Annotated in this window: 11 protein-coding genes and 1 pseudogene; 9 read left to right on the forward strand and 3 right to left on the reverse strand. The window is 61.4% G+C overall.

What is annotated here, in order from left to right; genetic code table 11:
• The first annotated feature begins 200 nt into the window (after window positions 1-200).
• Entirely contained in the window at window positions 201-2,465 is a 2,265-nt protein-coding gene (locus ACF8R4_RS04895) for a putative bifunctional diguanylate cyclase/phosphodiesterase (protein ID WP_392491799.1), read from the forward strand.
• Here the strand turns inward: ACF8R4_RS04895 and ACF8R4_RS04900 are convergent.
• Window positions 2,377-3,252 (reverse strand): annotated as a pseudogene (locus ACF8R4_RS04900) (NAD(P)-dependent oxidoreductase); the annotation flags it as partial. The gene ACF8R4_RS04895 and the pseudogene ACF8R4_RS04900 sit on opposite strands and share 89 nt — an antisense overlap.
• 169 nt (window positions 3,253-3,421) lie before the next feature.
• The gene (locus ACF8R4_RS04905; protein WP_060497842.1) at window positions 3,422-3,733 is read right to left on the reverse strand and encodes a DUF2288 domain-containing protein; all 312 of its coding nucleotides are present in this window, start codon (window positions 3,731-3,733) and stop codon (window positions 3,422-3,424) included.
• Between the two features lie 359 nt (window positions 3,734-4,092).
• Between ACF8R4_RS04905 and ACF8R4_RS04910 the strand changes: the two genes are divergently transcribed.
• The 7 genes from ACF8R4_RS04910 (at window position 4,093) to ACF8R4_RS04940 (ending at window position 11,657) form a co-directional block, all read left to right on the forward strand.
• Window positions 4,093-5,208: a branched-chain amino acid ABC transporter substrate-binding protein gene (locus ACF8R4_RS04910; RefSeq protein ID WP_104833306.1), complete on the forward strand. Its 1,116-nt coding sequence runs from the start codon at window positions 4,093-4,095 to the stop codon at window positions 5,206-5,208.
• A gap of 185 nt (window positions 5,209-5,393) precedes the next feature.
• The gene (livH, locus tag ACF8R4_RS04915; RefSeq protein WP_003254876.1) at window positions 5,394-6,317 is read left to right on the forward strand and encodes a high-affinity branched-chain amino acid ABC transporter permease LivH; all 924 of its coding nucleotides are present in this window, start codon (window positions 5,394-5,396) and stop codon (window positions 6,315-6,317) included.
• Window positions 6,314-7,570 (forward strand): high-affinity branched-chain amino acid ABC transporter permease LivM, encoded by a 1,257-nt coding sequence (locus ACF8R4_RS04920; protein ID WP_060497845.1) that lies wholly within the window; start codon window positions 6,314-6,316, stop codon window positions 7,568-7,570. The genes livH and ACF8R4_RS04920 overlap by 4 nt, the downstream gene beginning before the upstream one ends.
• Window positions 7,567-8,334, forward strand: a complete 768-nt coding sequence (gene livG / locus ACF8R4_RS04925; protein WP_013973920.1) for a high-affinity branched-chain amino acid ABC transporter ATP-binding protein LivG — start codon at window positions 7,567-7,569, stop codon at window positions 8,332-8,334. Before ACF8R4_RS04920 ends, livG begins: the two co-directional genes overlap by 4 nt.
• Window positions 8,335-9,036: an ABC transporter ATP-binding protein gene (locus ACF8R4_RS04930; protein ID WP_003254879.1), complete on the forward strand. Its 702-nt coding sequence runs from the start codon at window positions 8,335-8,337 to the stop codon at window positions 9,034-9,036.
• Window positions 9,037-9,271: 235 nt separating this feature from the next.
• Complete coding sequence (locus ACF8R4_RS04935) at window positions 9,272-9,946, forward strand: COG3650 family protein (protein ID WP_028698538.1); 675 nt, start codon at window positions 9,272-9,274, stop codon at window positions 9,944-9,946.
• 103 nt (window positions 9,947-10,049) lie between these two features.
• Entirely contained in the window at window positions 10,050-11,657 is a 1,608-nt protein-coding gene (locus ACF8R4_RS04940; protein WP_016713793.1) for an NAD(P)/FAD-dependent oxidoreductase, read from the forward strand.
• 117 nt (window positions 11,658-11,774) lie between these two features.
• Here the strand turns inward: ACF8R4_RS04940 and ACF8R4_RS04945 are convergent, their stop codons facing one another.
• The gene (locus tag ACF8R4_RS04945) at window positions 11,775-12,239 is read right to left on the reverse strand and encodes a glycine zipper 2TM domain-containing protein (protein WP_060497846.1); all 465 of its coding nucleotides are present in this window, start codon (window positions 12,237-12,239) and stop codon (window positions 11,775-11,777) included.
• Window positions 12,240-12,385: 146 nt separating this feature from the next.
• Here ACF8R4_RS04945 and ACF8R4_RS04950 point away from each other — a divergent pair, with 146 nt between their 5' ends.
• Entirely contained in the window at window positions 12,386-12,619 is a 234-nt protein-coding gene (locus ACF8R4_RS04950; RefSeq protein ID WP_104833309.1) for a hypothetical protein, read from the forward strand.
• The last annotated feature ends 36 nt before the right edge of the window (window positions 12,620-12,655 follow it).

Below are 12,655 nucleotides of genomic sequence, written 5' to 3' on the forward strand. Positions count from 1 at the left end.
TCGCGACACAAGGTCGCTCCTACAGAGATAGCACAAGGGCTAAATCCGTTATTCCTAGCTGCAATCACATTGATAACCAAATCATTGGAATCAATGTGCCATTAGTCAGGAAGGCTTAAATACTCCTTCCTATACTGCCTCTGGACAGTCTGCACAGGGTTGTAGCGCAGACGAGTGAAAACTCGATCAAGAGGCATTCCATGGAGTGGCTAGGGCTGCAACTGTTCGCCGACTTGCCGGCAACCGGGCGTATCGTCATTGATTGCCGCCATGAACCGTTCCTGGTTCTGCTCGCCTACTTCGTTGCCTGCGCGGCCTGCTTCGCCACGCTCGACATGGCCGAGCGACAATGCCACAGCCCCGAGCCCACTGCCCACCGCCAATGGAACATGCTCGGCGCGTGCTGCCTGGCCGGTGGCATCTGGGCCATGCACTTCATCAGCATGCTAGCGTTCCAGGCGCCGGTGGAAGTGCACTACGACGTTTCCCTGACCATTATTTCGCTGCTCATCGCCCTGGGCGTAGCCTGGCTGGCCATGCACAGCCTGGAACGCACACAAATGCGCACGCGTCACTTTGTGCAAAGCGCAGTGTTGATTGGCTTGGGCATCGTCCTCATGCACTTTGTCGGCATGGCTGCCATGGAAACCGGCGCCGTGCAGTATTACCAGACCGCCCTGCTGCTCGCCTCAGCTGCCATTGCCCTGCTCACCAGCGTGGCCGCGTTGTACCTCGCCCGTTACTTCCGTAATGGCAGCGGCACCCTGTACCAGGCCATGAAGTACGGCGCCAGCCTGCTGATGGCGACCGGTATCGTCGCTACCCATTTCACTGCGATGTCGGCCATGACACTGGTCATCCCGGCCGATACCGCACTGCGCCTGCCTTCTGGCGACAACAGCCTGCAACTTGGGCTGGGTATCGGCTTCATCACCCTGCTCATCAGTGGTGCCAGTATCAGTGCCGCATTGGCCGACAAGAAGTTGCAGAGTAAAGAGCACGACCTGCGCCGGGTCAGCGTGCTACTCAGCCAGCTGGACCAGGCCCGCGCCTCGCTGCAACAAGCGGCGCATTACGACGCGCTCACCAATCTGGTCAACCGCCGTGGCTTCAACCAGGTGTTCGCCGAGCGGCTGGCCGAACACCAGGCCAGTGAAAGCCGCCTGGCAGTGATGTTCCTCGACATCGACCATTTCAAGCGCATCAACGACAGCCTCGGCCATGCCGCCGGTGACGAGCTGCTCAAGGTGATCGCCAACCACATCAAGGCCGCCACCCGCAGCCAGGACCTGGTCGCGCGCTTCGGGGGCGACGAATTCTGCATCGTCACCAGCCTCAATAACCGCGACGAAGCCCGTCATCTGGCTCAGCGCATCATGCAACGAATGAAAGAGCCCATCGACCTGGGTGGCCGGCGCATGGTCATGACCACCAGCATCGGTATCAGCATCTTCCCTGACGACGGCACCAGCGTCGAAGAGCTGCTCAAACATGCCGACCTGGCCCTGTATCAGTCAAAGGACAACGGGCGCAACAGCCTGAACTTCTTCAACGACAACTTGAAGACCCAGGCCACCATGGCATTGCAACTGGAAGAAGAACTGCGCATGGCCCTGCTCGAAGAGCGCGGGCTCTGCGTCCATTACCAGCCCATCTTCGACATGCGCAGCGGGCAACTGGCCAAGCTGGAAGCCCTGGTGCGCTGGCAGCACCCGCAACATGGCCTGCTTGGCCCCGAACGCTTTATCGGCATTGCCGAAGCCAACGGCCTGATCATCGACCTCGACCTGTGGGTACTGCGCCACGCCTGCAGCGATCTGGCCCACCTGCAGCGCTATGGCTACGGCGACGTCAAGGTCACGGTCAACTGCTCGGCCGTGACCCTCAGCCATGACGAGCTACCCAACGAAGTGGAGAAAGCACTGTTTCACGCCGGGCTCTGCGCCCGGCAACTCGAGCTGGAAGTGACCGAGAACGCCCTCATGGGTGATCTCCAGCGCACGGTGAACCTGCTCAAGCGCGTTCGCGCCCTGGGTGTGGCGCTGTCGATCGACGACTTCGGCACCGGTTACTCATCTCTGGCCTACCTCAAACGCCTGCCGCTGGATGTACTGAAGATCGACCGCACGTTCCTGCAGGATGTGCCGGGTAGCCAAAAAGATCGGGAAATCGTCCAGGCGATTATCGTCATGGCACACACGCTGCACTTGCAGGTGGTCAGTGAGGGCGTAGAGACCACGGAGCAACAGGCGTTCCTCAAAGCCCACGGCTGCGACTATCTGCAGGGTTACCTGCTGGGTCGCCCGGTACCACTGGCCGAGCTGCGACCACTGCTGGAGCGGTTGCAGCGTCAGGACGGCATGCTCCCCCCTTGTTACGGTAAAGTTCTACCAGGGTCGCCGGATCTTTATGCAGGTAACCCTGGCTACCGTGCAGGCGCATCAATTGCGCGGCGAGGCCACTGAGCGGCGTCGCCGAACCCTGCTCGCGGGAGAATTTGACCGCGCCATCAAGGTCCTTGAGCAGCGTGCGCACATGCCACTTGATCGGCTCGAAGCGGCTTTCGGCCATTTGCGGCGTCAGGATCTGCAGGGGCCTGGAGTCAGCAAAGCCACCGGCCAACGCTTCGGCGATCAACGTCGCATCCACCCCGGACTGCTCGGCCAACGCCACGACTTCGGCAATGACCAAGGCGTTGCACGCCACGATCATCTGGTTACAGGCCTTGGTCACCTGGCCTGCGCCCACCGCCCCCATATGCGTCACCCGCTGGCCAAGTACCTGCAACACCGGCCGGGCACGCTCAAGGTCAACCGCCTCGCCACCGACCATGATCGCCAGGGTACCGGCTTCGGCACCAGGTGTGCCGCCGGACACCGGGGCATCCAGCCAGGCCATGCCACACAGTGCGGCCAGCTCGGCAGCCATTTCACGGGTGGCGGTGGGCTCCAGGCTGGAGAAATCGATCAGCAACTGGCCACTGCGTCCACCCTGGGCAATGCCGTGTTCGCCGAACACTACCTCGCGCACCACAGCGGTATCGGCCAGGCACAGCAGTACCATGTCGCTGCCCTGGCACAGTTCGGCAGGGCTGTTGGCCAGGCGCGCACCGGCCTCGACCAGCGCCTCACACTTGTCCGGGCTGCGGTTCCACACGGTCAGCGGGTATCCCGCTGCCAACAGGCGTCGGCACATGGGCAGGCCCATCAGGCCGATGCCGGCGAATCCAAGCGAAGGTAGTGCAGTGCTCATCAATGACTCCCGACTATTCGAATTGTTTTACAGGTTGGCAGAGGGGTAGACACATTACGCATCCCGTAAACTGTTACCGCCACGCCGAATTGTTACTTCCCTCTACCCGCCTTGAATGCTTTCAAGCACCAATAAGGGGCCGCTGCGCATTTTTGCGCACCAAAAACGATCACGCCACGTCCGGGCCCTTCACCTGAATCACGATGAACGGCGAAACCACTACCGCCCAGATCTCTGGATCGCGGCTTTGCAGGTCCAGCGCTTGTTCGGCCGACACCGGCCCAACAGTGCCATCACTACGCCACTTGGCGAAGATCTCGCTGCGATTCTCGGCCATCGCCTCGGCAACGGTGATCAGGTCCAGGCTGGGATCGACCCAAATCAGGTCACCCTTGGCCCAGAAACGCTCCAGCGCTTTCCACTCGATGATTGCCGTCTCGCCAAGCAATTTGGCATAGAGGGTGCTTGTTTGATCAGTCATGGGTGGTATCCGCAAAAATCGGCCAATAAAAAAGGCCGGCATTTTTGCAGAAAAACCCGGTTTCAAATATGTAATTTGGTCGATTGACCCCGAAGTTGTGGGGTGGGGTCACAGATACAGGCAGTTTGATGGCGCCTTTCTGTATCTTTCTGTCGATCAAGCGACAACCCAGGAAACAGGCACTTTTCGACCGCTTTTCAAGCGCTCGAACAGCGCTCTACACTGTACCGGTACAGTTCCGGGACATGTTCCGGGGGAAGGTGGGCTTGCGCGTTGGCATGGCCACGCCGCAAATCCCGCCCGGTCTGTAGCCCTGGCCGCCAGGACTATAAGAATTACAACAGAATGAGTGGAGCACTATGATCAAGATTTCCAAGCTGTTCGCCGCAATGGTACTGGCCGGGGTAGCCAGCCATTCGTTTGCCGCCGATACCATCAAGATCGGGATTGCAGGCCCTAAAACCGGCCCTGTGACCCAGTACGGCGACATGCAGTTCATCGGCGCCAAGCAAGCCATCAAGGATATCAACGCCGCGGGCGGCGTCGATGGCAAGATGCTCGAAGCCAAGGAATACGACGACGCTTGCGACCCTAAACAGGCCGTGGCAGTCGCCAACAAAGTGGTCAACGACGGCGTCAAGTTCGTCATCGGCCACCTGTGCTCCAGCTCCACCCAGCCAGCGTCCGACATCTATGAAGACGAAGGCGTGATCATGATCACCCCGGCCGCCACCTCGCCGGAAATCACCGCCCGTGGCTACAAGCTGATCTTCCGCACCATCGGCTTGGACAGCGCCCAGGGCCCGGCCGCCGGCAACTACATTGCCGACCACGTCAAACCGAAAGTGGTTGCAGTACTGCACGACAAGCAGCAGTACGGTGAAGGTATCGCCACCGCGGTCAAGCAAACCCTCGAAAGCAAGGGCACCAAGGTTGCCGTGTTCGAAGGCCTGAACGCCGGTGACAAGGACTTCTCCTCGATCATCCAGAAGCTCAAGCAGAACAACGTCGACTTCGTCTACTACGGCGGCTACCACCCAGAGCTGGGCCTGATCCTGCGCCAGGCGCAGGAAAAGGGCCTGAAAGCCAAGTTCATGGGCCCAGAGGGCGTGGGTAATGACTCGATCTCGCAGATCGCCCAGAACGCCTCCGAAGGCCTGCTGGTGACCCTGCCGAAGTCGTTCGATGCCGACCCGGAGAACAAGAAGATCGTCGACGCCATCAAGGCTGACGGCAAGGACCCAAGCGGCCCGTTCGTGTTCCCTGCCTACTCGGCTGTCGAGCTGATCGCCCAGGGCATCAAGGCCGCCAAGTCCGAAGACACCGACAAGGTGGCCGCCGCCATCCACGCCGGCTCCTTCAAGACCCCGACCGGCACCCTGTCGTACGACGAGAAGGGCGACCTGAAAGACTTCAAGTTCGTCGTCTACGAATGGCACTTCGGCAAGCCGAAGACCGAAGTCTCCCCTCAGTAACTGCGTGACTAATAGCTGACCGAAGAAGCCCACTGTGCGAGCAGTGGGCTTTGTTTTACGAGGTTCATGGGCCCGATCCCCGCGATCCGGGGGCAGGCTCACCTGAAAATCTTAAAACCGTCACCCGCGGTTTCCTGGCCTACCCCCGCCAGCGAAATGCAAATCAGGTTTTTAGGAGCGCTGTAATGCCTGAGATCTACCATTTCTTCCAACAACTGGTTAATGGATTGACCATCGGCAGCACCTATGCCTTGATCGCCATCGGCTACACGATGGTGTACGGCATCATTGGCATGATCAACTTCGCCCACGGCGAGGTGTACATGATCGGTTCCTATGTGGCCTTCATCGCCTTGGCGGGCCTGGCCATGATGGGTATCCATTCGCTGCCTATCCTGATGACCGTCGCCTTCGTCGCGACGATCTTCGTCACCAGTGCCTATGGCTACAGTATCGAGCGCGTTGCCTACCGCCCCCTGCGCAACAGCAACCGTTTGATCCCGCTGATTTCCGCCATCGGCATGTCGATCTTCCTGCAGAACACCGTCTTGCTGTCGCAAGACTCCAAGGACAAGTCCATCCCCAACCTGATCCCCGGCAGTTTCTCCTTCGGGCCAGGTGGTGCTGAAGAAGTACTGATCAGCTACATGCAGGTCCTGGTGTTCGTGGTCACCCTGGTGGCCATGACCCTACTTACCCTGTTCATCTCCCGTTCCCGCCTGGGCCGCGCCTGCCGCGCCTGCGCCGAGGACATCAAGATGGCCAACCTGCTGGGCATCAACACCAACAACATCATCGCCCTCACCTTCGTCATCGGTGCCGCCCTGGCCGCCGTGGCGGCCGTGCTGCTGAGCATGCAGTACGGGGTGATCAACCCCAACGCCGGTTTCTTGGTGGGCCTGAAAGCCTTCACCGCGGCGGTACTGGGTGGCATCGGCAGCATCCCGGGCGCCATGCTCGGCGGGCTGGTGCTGGGTGTGGCCGAAGCGTTCGGCGCCGACATCTTCGGCGACCAGTACAAGGACGTGGTGGCATTCGGCTTGTTGGTTCTTGTCCTGCTATTCCGGCCGACCGGCATCCTGGGCCGCCCGGAGGTTGAAAAAGTATGAACAGAAATCTCAAACAGGCGTTCTTCAGCGCCTTGCTGGTATGGGCCGTGGCCTTCCCGGTACTGGGCTTGAAACTGAGCATCGACGGCATCAGCCTGGTCGTGCACAGCCAGGGCTCGTTCACCATCAGCATCATTGCCGTGTGTTCGGTACTGATGTTCCTGCGCGTGCTGTTCGACAAGCAGTGGAGTGTGGTGATGGGCAGCCGTTCGGATCGCAAACTGATCCCGCCGGCCGTCAGCAACTACCTCACCCTGCCCAAGACCCAGCGCTATGTGATCATCGGTTTGATCGTTGCAGCACTGGTATGGCCGTTCTTCGGCTCGCGCGGTGCGGTCGACATTGCCACACTGATCCTGATCTACGTGTTGCTGGGCCTGGGCCTGAACATCGTGGTCGGCCTGGCGGGCCTGCTCGACCTGGGTTACGTGGGCTTCTACGCCGTCGGCGCCTACAGCTACGCCATGCTCTCGCATTATCTGGGCTGGAGCTTCTGGGTGTGCCTGCCGATCGCCGGCCTGATGGCCGCCACCTTCGGCTTCCTGCTTGGCTTCCCGGTGCTGCGCCTGCGTGGTGACTACCTGGCGATCGTGACCCTCGGCTTTGGTGAGATCATCCGCCTGTTCCTGCGTAACCTCACCGACTGGACCGGCGGCCCCAACGGCATCAGCAACATCCCCAAGCCGGAGTTCTTCGGCCTCACCTTCGAACGCCGCGCCGCCGAGGGCATGCAGACCTTCCACGAGTTCTTCGGGCTGGAATACAACTCGATCAACAAGGTGATCTTCCTGTACCTGGTGGCGCTGTTGCTGGCCCTGCTGGCGCTGTTCGTCATCAATCGCCTGCTGCGCATGCCGATCGGCCGCGCCTGGGAAGCCCTGCGTGAAGACGAGATTGCCTGCCGTGCGCTGGGTCTGAACCCGACCGTGATCAAGCTCTCGGCATTCACCCTGGGTGCCTGCTTCGCCGGTTTCGCCGGCAGCTTCTTCGCGGCGCGCCAAGGCCTGGTGACGCCGGAGTCGTTCACCTTCATCGAGTCGGCGATCATCCTCGCCATTGTCGTGCTCGGCGGCATGGGCTCACAACTGGGCGTGATCCTCGCGGCCATCGTGATGATCCTGCTGCCCGAGCTGATGCGTGAGTTCAGCGAATACCGGATGCTGATGTTCGGTGCGCTGATGGTGTTGATGATGATCTGGCGTCCGCAAGGCCTGCTGCCTATGCAACGTCCACACATGGAGCTGCGTCGATGAGCCGCGAAATTCTGCAAGTCAGCGGCCTGAGCATGCGCTTCGGCGGCTTGTTGGCGGTGAACGGCGTAGGCCTGACCGTCAAGGAAAAACAGGTGGTGGCGTTGATCGGCCCGAACGGCGCCGGCAAGACCACCGTGTTCAACTGCCTGACCGGCTTCTACAAGCCCAGCGGTGGCACCATCCTGCTCGATGGCCAGCCGATCCAGGGCTTGGCCGGCCACCAGATCGCCCGCAAGGGCGTGGTGCGGACCTTCCAGAACGTGCGCCTGTTCAAGGAAATGACTGCGCTGGAAAACCTGCTGATCGCCCAGCACCGTCACCTCAATACCAACTTCTTCGCCGGCCTGTTCAAGACCCCGAGCTTCCGCCGCAGCGAGAAAGAGGCCATGGAGCGCGCGCAGTACTGGCTGGAGAAGGTCAACCTGACCGAGTTTGCCAACCGTACTGCAGGCACCCTCGCCTACGGCCAGCAGCGCCGCCTGGAAATCGCCCGCTGCATGATGACCCAGCCGCGCATCATCATGCTCGACGAGCCGGCTGCGGGCCTGAACCCGAAAGAAACCGAAGACCTCAAGGCACTGATCGCCTACCTGCGTGAGTCGCACAACGTCACCGTGCTGCTGATCGAGCACGACATGAAGCTGGTGATGAGCATCTCCGACCACATCGTGGTGATCAACCAGGGCACCCCCCTGGCCCACGGCACGCCGGAAGAGATCCGCGACAACCCTGATGTGATCAAAGCCTACCTGGGGGAAGCGTAAATGCTGAAGTTCGAAAACGTTTCCACCTTCTACGGCAAGATCCAGGCGCTGCACAGCGTCAACGTGGAGATCAACCAGGGCGAGATCGTCACCCTGATCGGCGCCAACGGCGCTGGCAAGTCGACCTTGCTGATGACTCTGTGCGGCTCGCCGCAGGCGCACAGTGGCAGCATCAAGTACCTGGGTGAAGAACTGGTCGGCCAGCCGTCCTCGCACATCATGCGCAAGAGCATTGCCGTCGTGCCGGAAGGCCGCCGCGTGTTCGCCCGCCTGACCGTCGAAGAAAACCTGGCGATGGGAGGTTTCTTCACCGACAAGGGCGACTACCAGGAGCAGCTGGACAAGGTGCTGCAGCTGTTCCCGCGCCTGAAGGAACGCTACATCCAGCGTGGCGGCACCATGTCCGGTGGTGAACAGCAGATGCTCGCCATTGGCCGGGCACTGATGAGCAAGCCCAAGCTGCTGCTGCTCGACGAGCCGTCGCTGGGCCTGGCACCGATCATCATCCAGCAGATCTTCGACATCATTGAACAGCTGCGCCGTGATGGCGTGACGGTGTTCCTGGTGGAGCAGAATGCCAACCAGGCGCTGAAGATTGCTGACCGGGCGTATGTGCTGGAAAACGGCCGGGTGGTGATGCAGGGCACGGGTGAAGCATTGTTGACTGACCCGAAGGTGCGCGACGCGTACCTCGGCGGTTGATGGACAAGGGCCTTCGGGCCCTTTTCTCTGCCTGCCAGAAATGTATCGCCAGTGCGGGCCTCTTCGCGGGCAAGCCCGCTCTCACAGGTACTGCACAGGCTCTGAATACTATGCAGAACCTGTGGGAGCGGGCTTGCCCGCGAAGAGGCCCGCACTGGTAACCATTAACTTGAGATCCGTCGCCAGCCTGCGTAACGTGACCAGCTCTTTGAAAAAGATCGCCGGAGCCCGCCCCATGCGCCTCACCCCCACCCTGCTGCTCACCGCCCTGCTGCCCCTGTTCGCAGGCTGCCAACTGATGGCTAGCCCGCCAAGCGACCCGAACATCGGCACCACGCGCATGCAGGGCGAACTGCGTGCCGCCGGTGGCCAGTTGCTGTTCAAGCCATGCAGCGAAAACCGCACCTTCGTGATCAACGATGTCGGTGCGACTGGCATCCTGCAAGAGGCCGCCAACCTCGCCAAGGACGCCAACGACAAGCTGTTCGCCGACGTGCGCGGGCGCCTTACCGGGAGCAAGCAGGCCAACAATGATGGCCAGCTGGAAGTGCGCCGCCTGTACCGCCTGGAACCTTCAACCCGCGCTTGTGACGACCCCAACTTCAAGCAGCTGACCCTGCGCGCCAATGGCCACGAACCGGAGTGGGACATCAAGGCCAGTGGCAAGGGCATGGTGCTCAACCGCGTCGGCCAGGAGCCCCTGCCCCTACCCTTCCTGGAAGAAGAAGTACCCGGCGGCGGCCTGACCCTGACCAGCGAAGCCAACAACCAGCATGTGGAACTGTGGGTCGCACCGCAGCGCTGTGTAGACAACGCCACCGGTGCCATCCACCACCTGCGTGCCGAGTTGCGCATCGACGGCAAGACCCTGCAGGGCTGCGGTTACTACGGCGGCGCACGCGACAACTGATCGCCGGGCGCTTTTATCCTGCCAGTCAGGGCGGCGAACAGCTTATACTTGGCGGTTTGTGTAAAGCCGCCGGCCGCCCATGGCCGGGATACTGGACCCTGCCATGCTACGAATCACCGAACTGAAGCTGCCCCTGGACCATCCCGACGAAGCCCTGCGTGAAGCCATCGTCCAGCGCCTGGGCATCCGCGACGAGCAACTGCTCAGCTTCAACCTGTTCAAGCGCAGCTACGATGCGCGCAAGAAGAACAGCGAACTGCTGTTCATCTACACCATCGACCTGGAAGCCAGCAACGAAGCCGAATTGCTCAGCAAGTTCGCCGACGATCGCAACATCGGCCCGGCGCCGGACGTCACCTACAAGTTCGTCGGCCAGGCCCCGGCAGGCCTGCAGGAGCGCCCGATCGTGGTCGGTTTCGGCCCCTGCGGCATCTTCGCCGGCCTGCTGCTGGCACAGATGGGCTTCAAGCCGATCATCCTTGAACGTGGCAAGGAAGTACGCCAGCGCACCAAGGACACCTGGGGCTTGTGGCGCAAAAGCGTACTCAACCCCGAGTCCAATGTGCAGTTCGGCGAAGGCGGCGCCGGCACCTTCTCTGACGGCAAGCTGTACAGCCAGATCAAGGACCCGCAGCACCACGGCCGCAAAGTGCTGGAAGAGTTCGTCAAGGCCGGTGCGCCCGACGAGATCCTGTACATCAACAAACCACACATCGGTACCTTCCGCCTCACCGGCATGGTCGAGCAGATGCGTCAGGACATGATCGCCCTAGGTGCCGAAGTACGCTTCCAGCAGAAGGTGACCGACCTGTTGGTCGAAGACGGCCAGCTGACCGGCGTGGTGCTGGAGAGCGGCGAGCAGCTGCATTCGCGCCATGTGGTCCTGGCGCTGGGCCACAGCGCCCGCGACACCTTCCGCATGCTGCACGCCAAAGGCGTGTACATGGAAGCCAAGCCATTCTCGGTCGGTTTCCGTATCGAACACCCGCAAACGCTGATCGACAAGGCGCGCCTGGGCAAGTACGCCGGCCACCCGAAACTGGGCGCGGCCGACTACAAGCTGGTGTACCACGCCAAGAACGGCCGTTCGGTGTACAGCTTCTGCATGTGCCCGGGCGGCACCGTGGTTGCGGCTACCAGCGAGCCGGGCCGGGTGGTGACCAACGGCATGAGCCAGTACTCGCGGAACGAACGCAACGCCAACTCCGGCATCGTCGTCGGCATCGACCCGGAGCGAGACTACCCGGGTGGCCCGCTGGCCGGTATCGAGCTGCAAGAGCGCCTGGAAGCCCATGCTTATGTGATGGGGGGCAGCAACTACCAGGCGCCTGCGCAATTGGTAGGCGACTTTGTAGCGGGTCGGCCCTCGACCGCGCTGGGCAGTGTCGAGCCATCCTACAAGCCGGGCGTGACCCTGGGCGACCTTGCGCCGAGCCTGCCGGACTTCGCCATCGAGGCAATCCGTGAGGCATTGCCGGCATTCGACCGGCAGATCAAGGGTTACAACCTGCATGACGCGGTGTTGACCGGGATCGAGACACGTACCTCGTCGCCATTGCGGATTACCCGGGGTGAGGATTACCAGAGCCTGAACCTGAAAGGCCTGTTCCCGGCAGGTGAAGGGGCCGGCTACGCGGGCGGGATCCTGTCGGCGGGTGTCGATGGCATTCGCATTGCCGAGGCAGTGGCACGGGATATGCTCGGCCTTTGAATCTGAATGGCCTGTGAGAGCCTCTTCGCGGGCAAGCCCGCGAAGAGGCCAACTGCAAGCATCAAAAAACCCCGACTGGCATGCGCCAGGTCGGGGTTTTGTTTTACTGCGCTACGGTCAGTGCGAAACGCGGCTGGTACCGTCAACGGTCATGATGCGTACACGGTCGCCCACGCGGAAGATTTCGTTCTCCTGCACGGCCTGAACGTAGGCGCGCATGCTGCCATCGTCCTCACGTACGGTGATCTCGACGCCTTGGGTGCGCGTCAGGCCTTCCTCGGCAGCGGACCCGGCCAGGCCGCCGGCAACAGCACCGATAACAGCTGCCACGATACTGCCACGACCACCGCCTACGGCACTACCGGCAACGCCACCCACGATGGCGCCAGCGCCACCACCGATCGGGGTCTTGGTACCCTCGATCTTGACCGGGCGTAGGGATTCGATGGTGCCCATGCGCACGGTTTGCACGCGGCGGGCTTCGTCACGGGAGTAGCTATCACCGGTCAGGCTTGAGGCACAGCCCCCCAGCAGCAGCGACAGGGTGGTAAAAGTCGCCATCAGCAAAGCGGATTTACGCATAGGTAAAGTCTCCATAAGTCAGGTGCTCATTAGACGCTGCACATTGACGGCTGTCACGGTACAAACGTAATAAAATTGTTTTCATTCAGCCAGGGTACAGCCGCCGGGCTGTGTCGAAGGCCTTTCAAGTGAGACCAAGGATAGCCATGGATTACTTCATCGTCGTGGTCACCACCGTTGCAGGGCTGTATTTTCACGGGTGGTTGTATGTGCGCATGCGCCGCTGGATGGACCGTGACCTGGCGTTGTCATTGGCGGGGGCGGATGCGGGGAAGCGCGCGTATATGCTGCAGCGGCTGGAGCAAGCACGGGTGGAAAAGGTGGGGCGCAAACAGTTGCCAGGATGGTTGGAGCGGGAGGCTGCGGGGTATGTGGGGTAGCCTCCGGTCAAGTATTGGGGCCGCTTTGCGGCCCCA

The sequence above is a fragment of the Pseudomonas sp. FYR_2 genome (genome assembly GCF_043106425.1).
GTDB lineage: Bacteria > Pseudomonadota > Gammaproteobacteria > Pseudomonadales > Pseudomonadaceae > Aquipseudomonas > Aquipseudomonas monteilii.